Origin of the sequence: Croceitalea rosinachiae, from assembly GCF_031846445.1 — a bacterium.
Lineage (GTDB): Bacteria > Bacteroidota > Bacteroidia > Flavobacteriales > Flavobacteriaceae > Croceitalea > Croceitalea rosinachiae.
This window is the reverse complement of the sequence record NZ_JAVRHR010000001.1, coordinates 554,889-577,236: the sequence shown is the minus strand read 5'-3', so window position 1 is coordinate 577,236 and position 22,348 is coordinate 554,889. Positions and strand designations below refer to the sequence as shown.

Here is a 22,348-nt window from a genome sequence, read left to right as displayed (position 1 = left end):
CATAACTTAAAATAAGCGTTTCAGTATTGGATATTGATATTCCAATTAGCTTTTATGAAGTTTCAATTGAATACGTTTCCTTGGGATATCGATTTCAAGCACTTTGACAATAAGTTGTTGTTGCAAACCCACATGGGCATTCACATCGCTTACAAAACCATCTGCAAGATTTGAAATATGAATCAATCCGCTTTCCTTGATGCCTATATCCACAAAGCATCCGAAATTGGTAATATTATTGACAATACCAGGTAACAATTGACCAACTCTCAAGTCCTCAATGGTTCTGACATTTTGATCAAAGGTGAATATTTTTGCCTTTTCACGCCGATCCAAACCTGGTTTTTCTAATTCTTTGATAATATCTTTTAAGGTTGGTAACCCAACGTTAGCAGTAGTGTAGTGTTCAAGAGGAATGTTTTTTAGAATTTCTTTGTTTCCCAAGATTTTACTTAGAGCCACGCCCTTGTCTTTTGCTATTTTTGTGATAAGCCCATAACTTTCTGGGTGTACCGCCGAGTCATCCAAAGGATTTTCTCCATCTTTTATTCTTAAAAAACCAGCTCCCTGCTCAAACGCCTTGCCACCCAACCGGGGAACATTCTTAATGGCTTCCCTAGTTTTAAATGCTCCATTTTCGTTTCGAAAAGTAACTATGTTTTCAGCCAACTTTGAACCAATACCAGATACATAACTTAATAAGGGAACACTTGCTGTATTGATATTGACCCCAACAGAATTGACACAACTTTCCACTACGGTATCCAATGAGGTCTTTAGTTTTGTTTGGTCGACATCATGTTGGTATTGGCCTACTCCAATGGATTTTGGGTCAATTTTGACCAACTCAGCAAGTGGATCTGCTAATCTTCTACCAATGGAAACTGCACCACGAACGGTGACATCATAATTAGGAAATTCTTCGCGGGCAATTTTAGACGCGGAATAAATAGATGCCCCTGCTTCATTTACTACAAATACCTCAATTGGGTTTTTAAATGCGATACGTTTTACCAATCGTTCAGTTTCTCGGGACCCTGTTCCATTACCAATGGCAATGGCCTCTATTTTGTGGGCATCGACTAAAGAGCTTATTTTTTTGATAGCACCTTTACTATCATTTTGTGGTGCATGCGGATAGATGGTCTCGTTATGCCTTAAATTTCCTTCAGCGTCTAAACAAACCAGTTTACAACCCGTTCGAAAACCAGGATCAATTGCTAAAATGCGTTTTTCGCCAAGCGGAGCACCTAATAAGAGTTGTCTAAGGTTTTTTGCAAATACCGCTATGGCCGAATCATCAGCTTTTTCTCTAGCAATTTTCAAAAGCTCATTTGTTAGTGAAGGAAGCAACAGTCTTTTGTAGGCATCCGCTATGGCGATTTCAATATGCTCCGTACAGGCATTATCTGATTTAATGATACGTCGTTCAATATGCTGTAGGGCACGTTCATCGTCAATTTCTATCTTAACTCGAATAAAACCCTCTTTTTCTGCTCTTTGGATGGCTAAAAACCGATGTGAGGGACATCTGTTTAAAGGTTCGCTAAAATCAAAATAGTCTCTGAATTTTTGGACTTTTTCATCATCTTTTTTGGTCTTGATGACCTTGGTGGTTATTAAGGCATGCCGATTTAATTGATTGCGAAGTTGATTTCTGATATCGGTTCGTTCATTAATCCATTCGGCTATGATATGTCGTGCTCCTTGTAAGGCGTCATCTTCGTTATCAATAGCGTCATTTAAATACTTTGAAGCGATAAAATCAATTTCATCAGAGCGCTGCGCCATGATGATTTTGGCAAGGGGTTCTAATCCATTTTTACGTGCCGTTTCGGCCTTTGTTTTTTTGCTTTTCTTGTAGGGAAGATATAAGTCTTCAAGAGTTGTTAGGTCTGAACAGTTTTTCAACTTACTTTTTAACTCTGGAGTAAGGGCACCTTGCTCATCAACGGCTTTGATAATAGCGGCCTTTCTTTTTTCCAAAGCTTCAAACTCAGCTTTGAATTGGACGATAGCACCAATCTGAACTTCATCGAGATTGTCCGTACGTTCTTTTCGATAGCGTGATATAAAAGGAATGGTGCAGTCTTCACTTAATAAGGCAACCGTATTTTCAACACTTTTTTGTGGGAGTTGGGTTTTTTGGTAAATAAAAGAAATTAGGTTCATGTAGGTAAAATTCATAGACCTTCAAATTTCAATAAGATATACTCTTTAGATTTTTTGTCGAGCATTCCAAAAATAAAATAATCATCATATTTGAAAATATCTGCCGCTGAATATCTTTTAATCTCCTGCTCTTTCAGATAATCTTGGATTGTATAAAATATATTCTCTTTTTCCTTGGTTGGGGTAATTTCCAAATTATTATCCAAACCGTTGTTAATATAAACAGCTTTCGTTTTAGAAGCCTTATAAAAAGCAAGTGCAGCTGGATTAGCGAATAAAGTGAGGGCACCAAAACTAGCCACTACGGTAAACGGGTTTAAAAAAGCCACGGCGGCGACTACACCATCTTCTATTTCGGCAACGCTACCTATTCTTGCATGGTAATCATCATCGGCTTTTTCAACATAAATACTGAGGTTCCCATTGCCAATTTTCCTTAAAAACTGAGAAGTTTTCTCAAGTTCACGATAATTTTTAAAACGTCCTCCACGTTGTCTAATAGTACCATTTGTTAAAAAAAGTTCATCATCTTTCTTAACAGTATACTTTTTTAATATTGATTTATTTTTGATGTTAGATATTTGATAGTGTAATTCCTTCGTGCTGACTTTGATTTGAAATAGTTTATCCCCACGTAAAAAGGAGTTGTTAAGATAATTTAGAGAATTGATAGGCTGGTTTATTTGGAATACTTCAGTTCGTTCTTTGACAAAATTGTGTTTTATAATTTGTGAAAAGTCCTTATTTATATCCGATACGAGATAAAATGAATCATTGTCTAGATATAATTTAATCAATGAAATCATAGAGTCCAACGAATATGGGATATCGCTTTTTACCAGTAACGGCTCAGTAATTGGGTTGTTGTGCATATCTAATGCCAGAGTAGACTTTAATCTTGTTTTATACTCTGAGTTGCCATAAAAATCATATCCTGTTAAGTCTAAATTCTTTTTAACATATTCACCATTGTTATTGAACTCATACAAATAAAGATAGTTTTCGCGGTAAGAGGCCGAAACGAGATAAAAGGTATTGTGATGAGTGAAAGAGATTATAAAAATTTCCTTTTTAAGGTTTAGGTTAATTTCAAATGAATTTTCTAGTCCTGATTCAAAATCGAATGTTATTCCTGCAAATTTATTTTTGCTATCATTTGAGAAGAAAAGGGAGTATTTTTTTTCTTTAATCGTTCCTCCTAGTGGCAAACGATATTTGGTTGGAAATTTATCGTGATATAATCGACTATGGAATTCAAAGTTCTTTAAAAAGAAGTATGCCGATACCTTACTTTTTTTTGTAAGAAACACTGTGAAATCTCCTGATGTATCATCGACCAATGAGAAAGAGTTTTCCATAGGGTATGGAGCTTCTTCGTAATAGGTGGGAAACCTTACTAGCTCTTGTTGACCATGGGAAAGCGATACCATAAAAACAGCAAAAACTAGAAACACCCTGATTTTCATATTTCAATTTATTTTTTCGCCATTGCTCACAGAGGCTTCATCCGGATTTACAAACACCAATTTACCATCTTTATTTTCGGTCATGAGAATCATACCCTCGCTTTCAACACCACGCAATTTTCTTGGCGCAAGGTTGACCAAAACGGTAACTTGCTTACCCACGATTTCTTCTGGTTCGAAGCTTTCAGCAATACCTGAAACAATGGTTCGTATAGCTAAGCCAGTATCAACTTTTAAGACTAGCAGTTTATTGGCCTTAGGCATTTTTTCAGCTTCAATAATGGTACCCACGCGCATATCCAATTTTGAAAAATCTTCAAAAGTGATGATGTCTTTTTGTGGGGTGACTTCTTTCTCTATTTGCTCATTTTGTTTTTTGGTAGCTTCCAGTTTTTCTAATTGCGCTTCAATTTCTTTGTCTTCTACTTTACGGAAAAGCAGCTCGCTTTTATTGATTTGGTGACCGCTTGGTAGCAGTATTTCTTTTTGGGCGACATCATTCCAGTTGTTCTCGATACTATTCTCCAAAGGCGAATAATTTGAACTGACATTTAGGATATGTTTTAATTTTTTAGAAGTGAAGGGTAAAAAAGGCTCACTTAATACTGCCAATGCCGATGCAATTTGTAGGGCAACAAACATCACCGTTTTGGTACGCTCTTCATCAGTTTTAATGGTTTTCCAAGGTTCTTCATCAGCCAAATATTTATTGCCCAGGCGTGCTAGATTCAATAATTCTTGACTGGCTTCTCTAAAACGATAGCGCTCTAATGAATCAGTTAAAGTTTGTGGAAAAGTTCGTAAAGTTTCTAAAGTTGATTTGTCTACTTCATTAAACTGAGAAGGTTCAGGCACCTGGCCATTATAATACTTATGAGTAAGAACGGTTACCCTATTGATAAAGTTCCCGAAAATCGCTACTAGTTCATTATTATTTCTGGCCTGAAAATCCTTCCAAGTAAAGTCATTGTCTTTGGTTTCTGGTGCATTTGCGGTTAGCGTATAACGCAATACATCTTGCATTTCAGGAAAGTCAACTAAATACTCATGTAGCCAAACCGCCCAATTCTTGGAGGTGGATAATTTGTCGCCTTCTAAGTTCAAAAATTCGTTGGCAGGTACATTCTCTGGTAGAATAAAATCGCCATGCGCTTTTAACATGCTTGGGAATATGATACAGTGAAACACAATATTATCCTTACCAATAAAATGTAACATTTTAGTGTTTTCATCTTTCCAATAAGGTTCCCAATCTTTACCTTCTCTTGCTGCCCATTCTTTTGTGGAAGAAATATATCCGATAGGCGCGTCAAACCAAACATAGAGCACTTTTCCTTCACCACCATCAACAGGCACTGGAATACCCCAGTCTAAATCTCGAGTAACAGCTCGGGGCTTTAACCCGTCATCAATCCAAGACTTGCATTGCCCATATACATTAGGTTTCCAGTCATTTTTATGGCCTTTGATAATCCATTCTTTTAGAAAATCTTCATATCTGTCTAAAGGTAAAAACCAATGTTTGGTGCTTTTAAGTGTTGGCACAGCTCCCGTAATGGTCGATTTTGGGTTAATAAGATCGGTGGCGTTCAAGGATGATCCACAATTTTCGCACTGATCCCCGTAAGCTTCTTCATGTCCGCATTTTGGGCAGGTCCCCATAACAAAACGGTCGGCTAAGAACTGATTGGCCTCTACATCGTAGAGTTGTTCCGTTACTTCTTCAATAAAATCTCCTTGGCCATACAATTTTTTAAAAAATTCTGAGGCAGTATCATGATGGACCTTGGCGGAGGTTCTTGAGTAATTATTAAATGAAATTCCGAAATCTTCAAAAGATTGCTTAATGATACCATGATATTTATCTATAATATCTTTAGGAGAAACCCCTTCTTTTTTGGCTTTCATGGGAATGGCAAAACCATGTTCGTCACTACCGCAGATAAAAGCTACATCTTTTCCTTGCAATCTTTGATAGCGCGCATAAATATCTGCAGGAACGTAAACCCCCGCTAAATGGCCTATATGTATGGGGCCATTGGTGTAGGGCAGTGCTGCTGTAATGGTATACCTGCCTGCCGATGAGATAGGTTTTGATGGAGTCTCTTGAGACATGAAATCTAATTTAAGGGTCAAAAATAGCGATTTTCGAAGGACTCTTTTGTGTTCAATGGGGGATTTAAAAAGCGTATCGAGAAAAGAATTTTAGAACTAAAAAACTTTGTTCTCGATACTTTTTCTATTGAAAAAACTCGAACTGACAGTTTTTAAGAATAATTCATGCATCAAATACACAAGACTCAAAATCTTGCCTTTTGTCGAAAAAGAGATACTCCTAAAAATAAAACACATAAAATAGCGTATTTTCTTACAATAGAAATTATTAAATTTTGAATATGGGCATAGGAAATCCGAAGAGATTTGAAAAACGCTCTAGATTAAAGAATATCTTACCACAAGGCAAGAGTGAAACAGGTGAAGGCGTTACAAAAGTTTATAAAGACAAAAATCATGAAGTAAAGAAAGCCCTAAAGTTCAAAACAACTACTGATAAAGCCAAACTGGCCTAAAAAGAAAACCTCCGAATCATGCAGCCCAAATTGGGGTGGGGGGTTGCACTATCGGAGGTTCTGGAAAATCAAATATATTATCTACATGATCATAACTGATTTACTCATTTTCTGATCACCAACCTGAATACGATAAATGTATTTTCCTGTTGAAAGGCTGTCTCTAACACGTTCTCGTATATTAATTTCGGCAGAACCTTCTAACATCATTTCATTAAACACCGTACCTACATTCTGTCCGAGAATATTGTACAATTGAATATCAACATGGGCACTGAACGGCATCTCTAAATAGATATGTGGTGTTCTTTGTGTTGGATAATAGGGTCTGTGGGTCACCTCAAAACCTATTTCTTCGCTACCAACTACACCTTCCTCATCTCGTGGTGGCGTATCTGGTAATGTTGGAGGATCATCGCTATAAACGATATCATCAAAGTCAGTACCACTACAATTAAACCCTAGATTGACCGGTTGATAGGGGTGGTCCAATAAATGTTGCTCCACTTTAGCGATTGGCACACAAAGCCATTCCGCTAGTACTGTAGCATATAAGTCCCTAAAATCCATAGTGTATTCTAAATTTCCACGTCCGTTCGGTGCTTCCAAAGATGGGTGGTCGCCGACAAAGGCACTACCATCCAAACCAGAACCAAAGAACAGCGTTGGTGCCGCTTTTCCGTGGTCTGTTCCATTAGAGCCATTTTCAAAAATTCGACGTCCGAATTCTGAAAAAGTCATACTTAATACTTGACTGTCTTGTTCTGTAAAGGCAAGGTCTTCGTAAAAGTTGTTGACCGCAATGGATAGGTTAGACATCAATCGCTCATGAGCTTCTGGCTGATTACCGTGGGTATCAAAACCACCCATTGAAATCATATAAACCTTTGTTCCTAAATTACCTTTTATCAATCTTGCCAGTAAAGCTAATTGTCTTGCAAAACCATTTTCTTGGTATTGTACTTGGTTTTGACCACGCTCATAGGCTTCATGAATTTTTCCGGCGTACTCGTATGTTGTATTGGCAACACCTCTTAAAAACTTAAGTTGATCGCCATACATACAATTATCGAAAGGGGCATTTTCAATGTCGTAGAAGAATCCGGTTTCGGCAATCTCTTCTAACTGATCAATGTTATTGGTAACAAAAGCGTAATTGGTCTCTTCACCTTGAAAAATAAGGTTCGAAAGGTTACCTATTTGAATCGCAGCAGGAGCTTCTGGTGGATTGATCAAATAATCTGGGTAACATTCTTCAAAATGTCTTCCCATCCAACCTGTGTTTAAACCAGAAAAACCTGTAGAAGTCAAATCAGTATTCGCATAAATGTCGGAGCCCGTAAAGTGAGAAAGACTTTGATTTTCATAGCCTACACCGTGGACCGCTTTAAACTGCCCTTCGCCCCATAACGGTTCTAAAGAATCCATATAGGTAGGAATTCCGAAATCATCGGTCAATTTTAAAATTTTACTCTCAGGGATGTAAATATTGGGTCTCGCATTGGCATAGGTATCGTACTGCTGAATTGGTATTACAGTACTTAGACCGTCATTACCACCTGAAAGGCGAATCAATATTAAAATGTTATCCGTCTCAGCATCGGCAATCGCCGATGTCAATGGAGAGGGTGCAGATGCTGAAAGCATATTGCTACCTAAAAACATGGAGCCAGATCCAGCAATCCCGAGGGCTTGAATGAAGGATCTTCTGCTCCAATTTTTGTGTTCAATGTCGTGGCCTTCGTGTTCTAGACCTTTGTGTGGGGAAGTATCTTGAGTATGATGGGTATCGCACATAATAGTAGGTTTATTTAAGTTGAAATTCTGGTTCTCTAACAAGATGTAACAGTAAAAGAAATACCTGTGATGGGGTATCATCTAGCATCATGTTCCAGGTGCCAGTTTCATATATGTTGTTGTCTTCGTAGGGCTCCCTAAAAATGGTTATCGCCCTATTATATTCAGCATCGGTCAATAAACCTTTTGGGGTGAATTTATCTATGATGGCACGAGCCACAACATTGGGATCATTTTCTGTAGTGCCATTGGCACCGGTAGCTTGAATTCCTAGTTGTCTGAATTGTTCAGTGCTTGCCGCATAGAATTGTTCTATGAAAACCTCCATGGTCAACCAACGGCCAATGATAAAATTGGTATTGATCCACATACGATCCCGTTGCCATCCTGCTACATCAACTGGATCGAAGAGATCTTGACCTATCATACGTGACGCATCAATAAAATTGATTACGGTACCATCGTTATAGGTAAAGTTGGTTTCCTTTAATAAACCAAGGTATAAATCAAATGGGCTTTTGATGATGACACCAATAGCAGTCTCATCGAAAAAGTGTTCACTTTTGAACAATTCTGCCAATACGGGTGCTATATCAAAATTGTTAGCGACGAAAGTATTTGCCATGCCCGCAATAATGGTCTGAGCGTTGCCCGCATCATCAGAGGAATCTGGATGCACAAAGAATTCATACAATTTCATGCAAATGAAACTTGCAATTTCATTAGTGCGTTGTGCAAATAAAATATCTATCACATCATCATAACCCCAATTGCCTGTTTGCCCTAGAATGGTTTTGGCATCAACATCATGTCGTTCAGGGTCAAAAGTAATTGCAGTACAACCAACTTCACCTCGGTTCACGTAACCTGTTAAAGCTCTAGCTGTTTCAATAATGTCTTCTTCGGTATAGCCATTACCTTCTCCTAATGTGAAAAGCTCGTAAAGCTCACGGGCATAGTTCTCATTTGGGCGGTTTCTATTATTAAAAGCACCATCTAAATACCTGAGCATGGCACTTGTTAATCCTATTTCACTTACAAAAGTTCTAAAATTACCTAAAGAGTTTCTTTGAAGACAATTTACATATTCAAACAAGAAAGAGTTACAATCGTAAACATCATATTCCGTTACAAAATGATTGCTCCAGAAAAAACTCATACGATCCCTAAGATTGTTGTTCAAAAGAGAATTACCATAGGCAGTGTAAAGTTCTTCACGCTGTGCTCTTCTAAGTTGTCTAGCAAGATCATCATCTGCAGGGTAGTTGGCATTTGTCCAAGCTGCCCATTCAGGCGCAGGAATAACAGGTTCGGCTAATGCTTGATTAACCAAAGTGTCAACTAAAGCTGTTGCTGATTGTCCGACTGCCTGATTAATGGTCTCAACAGAGGCGCTAAAACCTAATCTCCGATAAAGATGAGCTGCGCGCAATTCATCTAACGGAGCAGTATACGGCGCTAGGGTAGCGGTATTACAATTAATAAATAGTTCCATAGCAAAATTTGGCGTTTAAAAGTATCATAGTCATTGGGTCTACTATGTGCTTTCGGTAGGTGTGGTTCATTTTGATGCTGTAAATTACAATCTAAACGGGATTTAGGCGGTGAACTACCAAATTTTTCGATGAAATGCACATAAATTTTTATATTTTTCGCAATTCATGGGAAAACATAACGAATTTGGAAAGCTTGGTGAGCAAAAAGCGGCTGATTTTTTGATAAAAAATGGCTATGAAATCAAATATAAAAACTACCGATACTTAAAAGGTGAAATTGATATTATTGTCCAAAAAAAAGATACACTTGCCATTGTTGAAGTTAAATCTAGAAGTTCCAATTTTTTAGAAAAAATCGCAGAAACCGTAAATCTGAAAAAAATTAAGCTATTGGTAGCAACAGCAGATCATTATGTAACAACACATGATTTAGATGTTGAGGTACGTTTTGATATTATCACCATTCTTAAGAAAGGAAAGCAATTTGAATTGGAACACTTAGAAAATGCATTCTATCATTTTTAACTATTTGTTTTATTTATAACAATTAGTTAATTTTGTCTCAAATTCAAAGAGAATGAAGACGATATCATCTGTAGTTGAGAATTACATTAAAAAGAAACCTTTTTTACAAAGTGCTTTGGCTCAAGGTATAATTAACCTGACTTCATTATCTCGAATTGTAAAACCTGAGATTGAAGAAGAATTGGGGAAAGACATACGCAATGGCGCCATAGTCATGGCATTAAAACGACTCTCAGATGATTTAGAGTTTCGAGCTACACATAAAATTGTAAAGGTGCTCAAGAATATAGGAGAGATAACCGTACGTTCTAACCTCTCTGATTATACTTTTCTTTCTTCAGAAACCATTTTGGCCAACCAGGCCAAGCTTTTAGAAGAGGTGAATAAGAACCAAGATATTTTTTATACCTCTTCACGTGGGGTCAATGAAATTAATATTGTGGTGAGTAATAGTCTTGATCATACCGTGGAAGATTTGTTCAAAAGTGAACGGTGTACCCAAAAAGCAGAGAATCTATCTTCTGTAACCGTAAAACTGCCATCAGAAAATGTTTCGGTGCCTGGTATCTATTATTTTATATTTCAACGTTTGGCATGGGAAGGCATCGTACTTTATGAGGTTATCTCTACGACCAACGAGTTTACCATTTTGGTCAATGATGAGCAAGTTGATGTGGCCTTTAAGACCATTAAGGATTTGAAGACACTTTAATTTACAAAGTTTTCAAACTAAAGGGTTCCTTTTTTCGTTAAGACTTTATCATGAGTAGAAAAAAGATTCTTTTTACTGTTTTAGGTGTTTTTATTTTGTATCTAGTTTATCTGCTCTACATATTTGTTCTCTCCCCTAAAACCAATTTACAATCCATTTATCTGATACCCGATGATGCCGTATTTGTTATTGAATCAGAAAAACCCGTAGAGAGCTGGAAAAAAGTTAGTGAAAGCGAAGCTTGGCAGCACCTTCAGAAGAATGGCTACTTTGCTGAACTCACCGAGAAAATTCAAAAAGTAGATACCATTTTTAATGATAGAAGAAAGCTTTTCGAGTTTTTTGATGGGAGATCTTTGTTCATTTCCATCCATATGGTTTCCGAGAAAGATTATGGAATTTTTTATGTACTCGATTTAAAACGAATCGCAAAACTCCGTTTGCTTAAAACCTATTTGAATACGCTTTTAAATGAAGGGTATGTTCTAAGTAAAAGGAACTATCATAATCAGGAGATTTTGGAGATTTATGATAGAAAAAGTAAGGAGACCATGTACCTGGCCTTTATCAAAAATCAATTGATAGCTTCTTACACTCATACGCTGGTTGAGAAATCTATTGATCAATATCAAGAGCCTCATTTGGGCCGTAATTTGAATTTTTTGGAAATCAATCAAAAAGTAGGCTATGAAGATTTGTTCCGCTTGTATTTACAATATGATTTTTTAGATGATTATTACAAGCGATTTTCCAATAAGCCAACTGCTTGGATCAAAAATGTCAGTGAGAATTTTTTGTACTCTGGTTTTAGTTTTGATTTAGATAAGAACAGTTCTATCTCGGCAACTGGTTACACCAACATAAGCTTCGAAAATGAGAATTATTTAGAGGCGCTGCAAAAATCAGGAACAGCAAAACGGACAATCCCTGAAATAGCTCCAAAGCGAACCGCACTTTATTTGAGCTATGGTTTTGATAGTTTTGGTGAATTTTATGAGAATTTTGAAGCGGTTCAAAAGGCAAACAATTCCGAACAGTTTTTAAGCTATGAGGAAGGAATTGAAAAAGTAGAAAAGTTTTTAAGGATTGATATAAAAGAAAATTTTGTAAGCTGGATTGGTGATGAAATCGCCTTACTTCAAATTAAATCTGAAATTTCAAAAGGGAAAAATGATTTGGCTTTGGTGCTAAAGACAAACGAAATTGAAGATGCCAAGACCCATTTAGACTTTGTCCTCAAACAGATTAAAAAGAAAACCCCTGTAAAGTTTAAGGCAGTTACCTATAAGGAGCACGAAATTAATTTTCTTTCCATTAAAGGATTTTTTAAAATTCTATTAGGGCAACGCTTTGAAGAATTTGATAAACCTTACTTTGCGATTATTGATGATTATGTAGTGTTCAGTGATAATCCGAATACATTAAAAAGTATTATTGATGGTTTTATTGCTAAAGAGACCTTGGCAAATTCGGATGATTTTACGGCCTTTAATAAAAAGTTCAAGCAAGAAAGCAGTTTGTTTGTCTACAGTAATATTCCCGTTCTGTATGATAATATGTATGCTTTGGCGGATGTAAGCACAAAAACACAACTACGAAAAAATAAAGATTTTATCATCTGTTTCCCTCAAGTCGGGTTTCAATTGACTCCCGAGGATGATCTATTTGAAAGTACCTTTATTGTAAATTATCAAGATATAGAAAAGGTGAAAGCAAATGTGCAGTTTGAAGATAAACCATCAAAAGTTAAAGTCACCAATTCAACAGCAATTACGGATGCCATTTTTGATTTGCCGGCCATTTATCCTACAGATTTGAATGCAAAGTTATTCCTTAAAAAATACAGTAGCGGCGAGACCCGTTTTAACGTAGAACTTAAAGACGGACTCAAACATGGTCGTTATGAATCTTTTTATGCCAATGGCGAAAAGAAAATGACCGGACGTTTTCGCAAAGATGTGCAAGTGGGTACTTGGCGCTATTATGATTTAGAGGGAGAATTGGTTCATAGAAAGCGGTTTTAGATTTCTCTTAGCAATTATAGCTTTTATTGTATTCGTCTATATAGAAGTCCTGGACCATCACATGGTAAAGAACCTCCTGAAAGTTGGTTGAATGAAATTACGCGCAGTATTTCATCCTTGTCTCTAGAACAATTTTCAACTAATTGACTACTTTCATCATGAGCAAGTAAAAGTTGCGTTTCATTGTTTACTTCTAAAAATCTGAACTCGCCTGAAGCGTTTAAGGTTAAATTCTCAACGATTCTGGTTCTATTAAAAGTATTGCCTTCATTTAGAATTAAATTCTCTTCCCAAGGTAGATTATCTTCATTATATATAACTCCAGACATTCCAGCGTTGACTTGAACGAGTTTCCATGTTTGTGGAAACCCCTCTTCGAGCACCTGGTTATCATTCGTGCCAGAACAAGCTGCTGAAAGAAGTATAAGACTTACAATGATTATTTTGTACATATTTTCCCTTTTTCTAAAAGATGTTATTTTCTATTATGGTTGCTTTATAAAGTAGCTACTTTGATTAAAAAAAAGCTTTAATTTATAGAGGTAGGTTTTTCCAAATGACGTTCATAGCTATTGTGAACTGCCAGTATAATCAACCCAAATAGCACTGCAAAAACAATCAAAACCGTATTGACTAATCCATCAATTGAAAACGAGAGACGTATTAAAATGGTTGAAATAATAAAGCCAGAGTTTCTGATTACTTTATGGTATTTATCGGTATAGAAAAAGGAAACCAATAACAAAAGAACGTCAACGATGATGAGCATTGAGAAAAATTCATCAAAAAAGATGTTATTGATGTTTTTAAGTTCTTTTAGACTAATATCAATTTCTGTAAACTCAAAATAACTCCATATACCAAAACTATAGACGACCAGTCCAAGTAAGATTGGCACCAAAATCACCGCAATTGTTTTTTTGAAATTGATAAACCGGTCAAGATTAATATCTTGAGAAGGTGTCTCAACGTTCAACTGTTTTCTGCTTTTGTTTAATCGATAAAACCAAAACAACAAGTAAAAAAGAATTATGGAGGCTAGAATATCGTAAGTAAACTGCAAATCGCCTTTTATGCTAAACCATTCATTACTGAGTTTCAGATTTGCTAAATCTTTGAACAGCCTACGAATAATGATTAGGCTGATAATTTCATATTGCTTACTGATATAAGTAGTAATAGAACGCGGTAAGTAATAGACCAAAAGATAAACCTCATAAATTAGAATAAACGAAAAAGGAGTATAGACTGCCGCAACTGGGCTGCTCAATAGAGAACTTTCAGGATTTAAAAAAGGGAATAGGTTGGCAGCATAGATAAATATCAAATGGACGATGAAACTCGTAATGGCGAGTATCAAAATGATACGTTCAATCGTATTTTTTGATTGTTTAGATAAAAAGAGCCTATTTAATTTAGTTAACCAAAGTTCAAAAACAGCCATTGTTAAAGTTAGCCAATAATTGTGATAATGCTCTTTTTAGTTGATATTTTCGGAGGCTAATAATGCTAAGAATTTGAGAATGACCAAGACCTTCACTTTTGACCAAATCATGCAATTGCCTAGTCGTTATCGGGCAAACTTAATTAACAAAGTTTCTGGTTTTAAACCCGCTAATTTGATTGGAACCAAATCTAAAAGTGGACAGCCCAATTTAGCTATTTTTAATAGTGTAATGCATATTGGAGCAAATCCACCATATTTGGGTTTTATTTTACGACCAACCACCGTGGAACGGCATACCTATGAAAACATTAAGGAGACAGGAGTTTATACCATCAATCAAATAACTACGGCCATTCATCAAAAAGCACATCAAACTTCGGCTAAATATGAGCGTGAGGTCTCAGAGTTTGATGCAGTAGGGCTGACCGAATTTTATCAAAATGATTTTCATGCGCCTTTTGTGTGGGAAAGTCATATTAAAATAGGCCTCTCATTTCAAGAAGAACAGCTGATACAATGCAATGATACACGACTTGTTATTGGTAAAATAGAACACTTGATTTTACCAAAAGATTCAATTTTAGAAGATGGAGATGTCAAATTGGAAGATTTGGATACTGCCGCCGTGGCAGGATTATATAATTATTATAGGCCTGAACATTTAGTGAAGTATGGGTATGTGAAGCCTTGATAAGAACTATCTGCGTTTTTTAAGGGAAGACTTTCTATGGTCATTTTAAAGGCTCTAAAACCCTTAAAGCTTTTTTTACATTTGTAATCCCATCAAAGGTCAATAATAAACGTAACCCGTTTCGAGTTTGTTTTTCTTTTAACTGGCATTGTTTTGGATGGCTCTGAACATAGTGCAAAACTTTGGTAAAAGCTGCAGTTTGGTAAAAAGGCGATTGCTGGTCTGCAATGAAGTAGCCGATAAACTTATTTTTCTTTAAGATTACTTTTTCAAGACCAATACTATTGGCGGCCCACTTAATACGAACAGAGTTGAATAGATTGACAGCTTGAGTAGGAAGTTCGCCAAAACGATCTAACAATTCGGTTTCGAATTTTTGAAGACCTTCTTCATTTTCAACGACGTTCAATTGGGTGTAAAGATTAAGACGCTCGGTAATATTATTGATATAATCATCAGGGAAGAGGAGTTCAAAGTCCGTATCTAATTGGGTTTCTTTGACAAAAACCTTTGGTTTGTCACCCTCAACTTCATCATACAATTCTTTGAACTCATTTTCTTTGAGTTCTTCAATGGCCTCGGCCAAGATTTTCTGGTAGGTCTCAAAACCAATTTCGTTGATAAAGCCACTTTGCTCACCCCCTAATAAATCACCCGCACCACGAATTTCCAAATCCTTCATGGCGATATTGAATCCGCTGCCCAGTTCAGTAAATTGCTCTAGCGCTTCAATACGTTTTCGTGCATCTGTGGTCATCACCTCATAAGGTGGTGTGATGAAATAACAGAAAGCTTTTTTATTACTTCGCCCTACACGGCCTCGCATTTGGTGTAAATCACTCAAGCCAAAATTATTGGCATTGTGAATGAAAATGGTATTGGCATTGGTGACGTCTAAACCACTCTCTACAATAGTGGTAGAAACCAAAACATCAAACTCTCCATTCATAAATGAAAGCATGAGGGTTTCCAGCTTTTTACCTTCCATCTGCCCATGACCAATTCCAATTTTAGCATCGGGTACCAAACGCTGTATCATCCCAGCAACCTCCTTGATGTTCTCTATTCGATTATGGATAAAAAATACTTGGCCGCCACGTTGAATTTCATAAGAAACCGCATCACGAATCACTTCTTCATTAAATCGAATAACACGACTTTCAATCGGATAACGATTTGGTGGAGGGGTATTAATAACCGACAAATCACGCGCTGCCATTAAGCTAAACTGCAAAGTTCTAGGTATGGGCGTTGCGGTTAAAGTCAATACATCTACATTCTCTTTTATCGACTTTAATTTGTCTTTTACGGCTACCCCAAATTTTTGTTCTTCATCAACGATGAGTAAGCCCAAATCTTTGAATTTCACATTTTTATTGACCAATTGGTGGGTGCCAATAATGATATCGACTTTACCTTCTGCCAATCTTTCTAAAGTTTCCCGTTTTTCTTTTGCTGTTCGAAAGCGATTCAAGTAATCAACGGTCACAGGCATTTCTTTGAGCCGTTCTTTAAAAGTGCGTGAATGCTGAAAAGCCAAAATGGTCGTTGGGACTAGAATGGCCACTTGCTTACCATTGTCCACTGCTTTAAATGCTGCACGAATGGCAACTTCTGTTTTGCCAAAACCTACATCACCACAAATGAGGCGGTCCATGGGACGTTCGTTCTCCATGTCTTTTTTGACATCGGCAGTAGACTTTTCTTGGTCAGGAGTATCTTCATAAATAAAAGACGCTTCTAATTCGTGTTGCAAATAACTGTCTGGGGCATATTGAAAACCTTTTTCAAGTCTTCGTTTCGCGTATATTTTAATAAGATCAAAAGCAATTTTCTTGACCCTACTCTTGGTCTTGTCCTTTACCTTTTTCCAAGCCCCAGAACCTAGTTTGTGAATTTTTGGTGGAGCCCCATCTTTTCCATTAAACTTAGATATTTTGTGCAACGAGTGTATACTAACATAAAGAATATCGCGCTCACCGTACATTAATTTAATAGCCTCCTGTTTTTTGCCCTCAACATCTATTTTTTGCAATCCACCAAACTTTCCTATTCCATGGTCAATATGGGTGACATAATCGCCAATCTCTAGTTTGTTTAGTTCTTTAAGCGTAATGGCTTGCTTTTTGGCATAACCATTTTTTAGATGGAATTTATGGTAGCGTTCAAAGATTTGATGGTCGGTATAACAAACTAATTTTAAGTCTTGGTCAATGAAACCTTGATAGAGCGGAAAAACGATAGTTTTATAATGAACGGTACTCTCTACCTCATCAAAAATATCATGAAAGCGTTTGGCCTGTTGCTCAGTGGAGCAGAAGATGTAATTGGCATATCCTGAGGTATGATTTTCGTTGAGGTTTTCAATAAGCAAGTCGAACTTTTTATTGAAAGAGGGTTGAGGTTTGGTATTGAATTGAATGTCACTTCGAGCGTCCTCAGTGACCAATTTATGTTGGGGGCTGGGGACACTCGAAGCCGCGGTTTCAACCAAACAAAACCCTTGCAATTGCGCTTTAAAAATGGTTGAATCGAGAAACAATTCCTCAGGTTTTGTGTGCTTTATTTCTTCACTGAGTTTTGAAAAAATTTCTTTCGCCTTTTCAAAATTAGAATCGATTCTATCATAGACCAAGTCTAGATTTTTACTAAAAATGACTGTTTGTGGAGCGATGTATTTTAGAAAACTTTCTCGGTTTTCATGCATTGTTTTGTTAGCAACGTTCGGAATAATAGTAATCTTATTAACCTTCTCAGTAGACAATTGCGTTTCTACATCAAAGGTTCGAATACTATCTACTTCATCACCAAAAAATTCAATACGATAGGGCTCGTCATGTGAAAAAGAAAATACATCAACAAGACCACCACGCACGGAAAATTCACCAGGTTCCGTAACAAAATCTACCCGTTTGAACTGGTATTCAAAAAGCACTTCGTTCAGAAAATCTAGGGAGAGTGTATCCTCCAACTTGATTTTCAAAGTGTTTTTATCCAGCTCTTTTCTGGTAACCACTTTTTCAAACAAAGCATCTGGATAGGTTACAATAACCGCAGGTTTTTTTCTCGAATTGATACGATTTAAAACTTCAGCACGCAAGAGTACATTGGCGTTGTCAGTCTCTTCTATTTGATAAGGCCTGCGATAACTTCCAGGGTAAAAGAGCACCTCATTTTCACCTATCAATTGTTCTAAATCATTAAGATAATAAGCGGCTTCTTCTTTGTCATTCAAAAGCACCAAAAAGGGTAACTCACTAGTTTTAAATGTATCAGAAATAACAAATGATAAAGAGGAGCCAGTTAAGCCTTTAAGATTTATTTTGGGCGATGTCACCGTGAGCCTTTCGACTTCGCTCAAGGCATGCTTGTCGAAGGGTTGGGCAATAGCATCTCGCAGTTTCCTAAGTTCTGGAGACTGTGCAAAAAGTTCTGAAATGGAGGTTTTGGTCAACCTAAAAACTTTGCTGCAAATATAAGGTCAGTATTGCAAGAGCGCAATGACTTCATTCAATTTTATCAGCTTCTCTCTAATAGTTTTTGTAGCGGGTTCGTTTTTCTATTTAAAAATGCATGAACAGCAATACTAATGAAGAGAACAATACTTGAGACTAAGGCTGTGCACGATATCGTTTCATAGTTTGTTTTATGTCTAATGTAAATAGCAAATAGGGCCCAAACACCAACTAGGGCAAACTCGCGCATATTGCGTTTCCAGATTATAATTAGGTTTAAAATGGTTGCAACAATCACCATTATAATTGTCCAATTTTCTTGTGATAAAAAAGCCCCTTCCCAACCAATCTTGGTGAGGTAAATCGAAATATTAGCTATAGTTGCAACTGCTATCCAACCACTATAGATACAAATAGGCCACCAAACAAAAGCTATAATTGCAATAGGCGCATCCCATTGTTCCATGTTGGTATTAAGAATTATTTTTACTAGAGAGATTAGAATCCCAAGCATGATAAATACGGAAAGTCCGATGTAATCATAGACACATGCGAAGACCCAAGAACAATTTAAAACGTTAGCTATTATAAACCAGTATCCGGTTTTTTCAATGAAATTACTTTCTTTGGTGCTAAAGAATGCCCTGCGTATTTGAAAAATACCGTAGGCTAAAAGACCTAAAAAAATGATGCCCCAAATAGCAAAAGCATAACTGGCTGGCGTGAATAAGTTGTCATATTTTCTACTGATTTCTCCGATGGTAGTATCATTCAATCGCAAGGCTTGTGAAACGTAATTCACTACAATTACAAGTATGACCGAAACTAAGTTGAGTACTGCTAAAGTTTTTTTCATAACCAAGTTTTAGTGAAAATAAGGATTTGTTACATTCTCATGATTTAAATTTTAATCACTTCATTTTCTACGATGGCGTAAACTTCATCTTTTTTGGTAGGTTCTAAAGTATAGGTGCCGGTAAATTCCCCAAAAGCAGGTAAAATCAATTGGTGCTGTTTTTTGAAAAAACAAGGTAATTTTAAGCGTTGTCGTCCAGACCCTTGTAGTCGAATTGCAGGATGTATGTGTCCGCAAAAATTAAAAAGGTTTTTACGTTCCTCAGGATGATGGGTCAATAAAAAATCTTCGATAATCAATTCTTGAAAAATTGGGATGGCTAAAGCTTCAAATTTTTCTGGGGCAATGATATCGTGATTACCAGCGACCAATAGAATTTCGGCTGGAGTTTTTTGTACCCAATTTTCAAATAATTGCCATTCTTTGTTTAATGAAGAATGGAATAGATCTCCTAAAAAACAGATTTGAAAAGGTTGAAAATCATTGACAATTTCATCGAGTAAAATGAAATTCTTATGAATTGCTTTTTGCGGTACGGCAGCTCCAAATTTTCTAAAATGTGCGACTTTGCCCAAATGCACATCGCTAATCAAAAGCATTGATTTTTCCGCCCAAAACATCCCACCATGAGGATGAAGGATGAACTCTTGATTTTTGATGCGAATAGAGTGCGTCATTTGGTCAATATTTTGGTCATACGTTTGATTCTATCGGCCAATTTTTCATTAGAGAGCTTTTCGCGTAGCCGATCCGTAATTATCGGAAAAGAGAAGGGGGTAGGGTTTTTACATTTTTTCCAAACGATATTTTGTTCGTTAATTCGCTCTAATGCCATACGCAAACGACCTTCTTCTAATTGATGTTCAAAGGTTTCGGTAAAGGCTTGCTGATAGAGCAGGTTATCTGCTTCAAAATCTTTAAACACATCAAAAAGTAATTGCGAACTACTTTGTAAATGTTTCATTTTAATGCCCTTATCTGGGTAGCCAGTAAATACCATGCCACTGATTACGGCAATATCCCTAAACTTTCTCCGCGCCATTTCGTTACTGTTCAAACTTTTTTGCAAATCAGAAAGCATGTATTCCGTGGTACATAAGTCGTTATCCAAGACTCCTTGAATGTCGATAGGTTTGTCAGACAAGAGCTCAAAACCATAATCGTTATAAGCCAAAGAACAGGTTATGGGGTTTAACAAACTGATACGATATGCGAGCAAACTACTCATTGCCTCGTGAACCCCACGACCTTCGAACGGATAAAAAATGTGGTGATAGCCATCTCTGGTTTTGAAAGTTTCAATTAAGAACTCATTGGGTTTAGGAACAATACTTTCTTCACGTTGTTTATTAAACATGGGTGCAAGTGATTGAATCTCTTTAGATTGCTTTTTAAAATCTAATTCTGCTGTATACAATTCTTGTCTTAACAGTTCTGACATCTGTGCAGAAAAACTCAGTCGGCCACCCATCCAACTGGGAACTTTGCTGGTGCGTTTATTAGAATTACGAACATGGGCTTGCATGCCTTTAATTCGAATGAATTCCAGATTTCTTCCAGCAAAGGTGAATACATCGCCAGGGGCTAATTTTGAGATAAAATACTCTTCAATTGAACCTATATATCCTCCTTTTTGGTAGCGTACCGAAATTGATGCATCCCCAACTATGGTGCCTATTTGAAATCGATGGCGCATTGCAATGCCACGATTGTTGACTTTGAACTTACCATCAGCTTCAACTTCTACTTTTTGGTACTCATCATAAGTTTTGAGGCTTTGGCTACCCATGACCAAAAAATTCAATAACCATTGCCATTGGCGTTCGGTGATTCCTTGATAACAAAAGGTTCGTTTGATTTCAGGATAAATCTCGCTTGGATAAAACCCATCTGAGACTGCCAAAGTTGTCAAATATTGCAGCAGGACATCAAAACTATTCAAGTAAGGAATTCTATCTTCTACGGCAGCATTTTGAACCGCCTTTTGCATGGCGGAAGCTTCGATGAGTTCCATAGCATGTGTGGGCAAAAAATGAATCACACTTTCTTTACCAGGTTGATGTCCACTACGACCGGCCCGTTGTAAAAATCGAGCGACACCTTTTGGTCCACCAATTTGTACCACGGTTTCTACAGGTGCAAAATCTACCCCTAAATCGAGACTTGAAGTACAAACCACTGCTTTCAAGCTTTCGTTACGTATGGCTTGCTCTACCCAAAGTCGCGTTTCTTTGTTGACACTGCCATGGTGCATCGCAAATTCTCCAGCATATTCTGGATGCTTTTCCAGTATTTTTTGAAACCAAATCTCGCATTGACTTCGGGTATTGGTAAACAACAGGGTGGTTTTACTTTTATTGATAATTGGAACTACATCTTCTAAAAGTCGCAAACCTAAATGCCCTCTCCACGGAAAGGTTTCCATCTCTTTAGGAATAATACTTTTGACGGAAATCTTTTTGTTGAGTTTGGCCTTAATCAAAACCGAGTTTCGATAGGCATCTGTTTGCGGCCCTAACAATACTTGTCTGGCTTGCTCCAAATTTCCAATGGTGGCAGAAATTCCCCAAATTCTTAAGCCAGGCGAAACTGTTTTTAATCGGGATAAGCCCAATTCCATTTGAACACCGCGCTTGGTGCCTAAAAGTTCATGCCACTCGTCGACCACAATAGCAGAACAAGCTGCAAAAACCTTATCGTAGCCTTTTGAAGAAAATAATAATTGTAAACTTTCAGGTGTTGTTATGAGCAAATCGGGCATTTTAGTTTTTTGTTTTGCCCGTTCTTTGGTTGAGGTGTCACCAGTGCGAATACCAACGGTCATTTGTGTTCCCAAATCTTGGGTAATACGTTCTGCAGATTGTTTGATTTCCTGGGATAATGCACGTAAGGGGGTAATCCAAATAGCCTTTAGTCCTTTTTTATGTTTGCTTTTATAATTCGGATTGTTTTTGATATAGTTGAGTACGATAGGAAACCATAGCGCGTATGTTTTGCCACTTCCTGTTGGCGCATTCAACAAACCATGTTTTCCTTGTAAAAAAGCGGTCCAGCTTTCTTTTTGAAAGGCAAAGGGCTTCCAATTTTGTTGTTGGAACCAGTTTTGGGCAATATGGAAAAGCTCTTGTCTGTTCATA

Annotated in this window: 16 protein-coding genes; 5 read left to right on the top strand and 11 right to left on the bottom strand. The window is 37.0% G+C overall.

The genetic code is table 11. From position 1 onward, the window contains the following. Positions 1-45: 45 nt before the first annotated feature. Genes RM706_RS02585 through metG form a run of 3 tightly spaced genes read right to left on the bottom strand, consistent with a single transcriptional unit; the run spans position 46 to position 5,753 of the window. Entirely contained in the window at positions 46-2,187 is a 2,142-nt protein-coding gene (locus tag RM706_RS02585; protein WP_432264960.1) for a Tex family protein, read from the bottom strand. Then, positions 2,184-3,638, bottom strand: coding sequence for a hypothetical protein (locus RM706_RS02580; protein ID WP_311349459.1), 1,455 nt, complete (start codon positions 3,636-3,638; stop codon positions 2,184-2,186). The genes RM706_RS02585 and RM706_RS02580 overlap by 4 nt, the downstream gene beginning before the upstream one ends. A 3-nt stretch (positions 3,639-3,641) precedes the next feature. Further along, complete coding sequence (gene metG, locus RM706_RS02575; RefSeq protein WP_311349458.1) at positions 3,642-5,753, bottom strand: methionine--tRNA ligase; 2,112 nt, start codon at positions 5,751-5,753, stop codon at positions 3,642-3,644. 281 nt (positions 5,754-6,034) lie between these two features. Here metG and RM706_RS02570 point away from each other — a divergent pair, with 281 nt between their 5' ends. Next, on the top strand, positions 6,035-6,208 hold the full coding sequence (locus RM706_RS02570) for a hypothetical protein (protein ID WP_311349457.1): 174 nt from the start codon (positions 6,035-6,037) through the stop codon (positions 6,206-6,208). An 81-nt stretch (positions 6,209-6,289) separates the two neighbouring features. On the opposite strand, the gene RM706_RS02565 is transcribed toward RM706_RS02570, so the two are convergent. Then, entirely contained in the window at positions 6,290-8,005 is a 1,716-nt protein-coding gene (locus tag RM706_RS02565; protein WP_311349456.1) for a DUF1501 domain-containing protein, read from the bottom strand. Positions 8,006-8,015: 10 nt separating this feature from the next. Beyond that, the gene (locus tag RM706_RS02560; RefSeq protein WP_311349455.1) at positions 8,016-9,500 is read right to left on the bottom strand and encodes a DUF1800 domain-containing protein; all 1,485 of its coding nucleotides are present in this window, start codon (positions 9,498-9,500) and stop codon (positions 8,016-8,018) included. A gap of 166 nt (positions 9,501-9,666) precedes the next feature. On the opposite strand from RM706_RS02560, the gene RM706_RS02555 reads away from it, so the two are divergent. From RM706_RS02555 to RM706_RS02545, 3 genes are read left to right on the top strand one after another with little or no spacing between them, the layout of a single operon-like run. After that, positions 9,667-10,026, top strand: coding sequence for a YraN family protein (locus tag RM706_RS02555; protein WP_311349454.1), 360 nt, complete (start codon positions 9,667-9,669; stop codon positions 10,024-10,026). 52 nt (positions 10,027-10,078) lie between these two features. Further along, positions 10,079-10,738 (top strand): aspartate kinase, encoded by a 660-nt coding sequence (locus tag RM706_RS02550; RefSeq protein ID WP_311349453.1) that lies wholly within the window; start codon positions 10,079-10,081, stop codon positions 10,736-10,738. A gap of 50 nt (positions 10,739-10,788) precedes the next feature. Continuing rightward, the gene (locus tag RM706_RS02545; RefSeq protein WP_311349452.1) at positions 10,789-12,762 is read left to right on the top strand and encodes a DUF3352 domain-containing protein; all 1,974 of its coding nucleotides are present in this window, start codon (positions 10,789-10,791) and stop codon (positions 12,760-12,762) included. A gap of 23 nt (positions 12,763-12,785) precedes the next feature. Here RM706_RS02545 and RM706_RS02540 read toward each other — a convergent pair whose 3' ends face one another. Together RM706_RS02540 and RM706_RS02535 are read right to left on the bottom strand one after the other, a co-directional pair. After that, entirely contained in the window at positions 12,786-13,214 is a 429-nt protein-coding gene (locus RM706_RS02540) for a hypothetical protein (protein ID WP_311349451.1), read from the bottom strand. A gap of 77 nt (positions 13,215-13,291) precedes the next feature. After that, positions 13,292-14,206 (bottom strand): hypothetical protein, encoded by a 915-nt coding sequence (locus tag RM706_RS02535; RefSeq protein ID WP_311349450.1) that lies wholly within the window; start codon positions 14,204-14,206, stop codon positions 13,292-13,294. Between the two features lie 79 nt (positions 14,207-14,285). Here RM706_RS02535 and RM706_RS02530 point away from each other — a divergent pair, with 79 nt between their 5' ends. Further along, a complete protein-coding gene (locus tag RM706_RS02530; protein ID WP_311349449.1) occupies positions 14,286-14,900 on the top strand; it encodes a flavin reductase family protein in 615 nt (204 codons plus the stop codon). Between the two features lie 40 nt (positions 14,901-14,940). On the opposite strand, the gene mfd is transcribed toward RM706_RS02530, so the two are convergent. The 4 genes from mfd to RM706_RS02510 all read right to left on the bottom strand — a co-directional run bounded on the left by mfd (position 14,941) and on the right by RM706_RS02510 (position 22,347). Next, a complete protein-coding gene (gene mfd / locus RM706_RS02525) occupies positions 14,941-18,354 on the bottom strand; it encodes a transcription-repair coupling factor (protein WP_311349448.1) in 3,414 nt (1,137 codons plus the stop codon). A 65-nt stretch (positions 18,355-18,419) separates the two neighbouring features. Then, positions 18,420-19,211, bottom strand: coding sequence for a TspO-related membrane protein (locus RM706_RS02520; protein ID WP_311349447.1), 792 nt, complete (start codon positions 19,209-19,211; stop codon positions 18,420-18,422). 44 nt (positions 19,212-19,255) lie between these two features. Beyond that, positions 19,256-19,888, bottom strand: coding sequence for a ligase-associated DNA damage response endonuclease PdeM (gene pdeM, locus RM706_RS02515; protein WP_311349446.1), 633 nt, complete (start codon positions 19,886-19,888; stop codon positions 19,256-19,258). Continuing rightward, on the bottom strand, positions 19,885-22,347 hold the full coding sequence (locus tag RM706_RS02510; protein ID WP_311349445.1) for a ligase-associated DNA damage response DEXH box helicase: 2,463 nt from the start codon (positions 22,345-22,347) through the stop codon (positions 19,885-19,887). The genes pdeM and RM706_RS02510 overlap by 4 nt, the downstream gene beginning before the upstream one ends. Position 22,348: the final 1 nt, after the last annotated feature.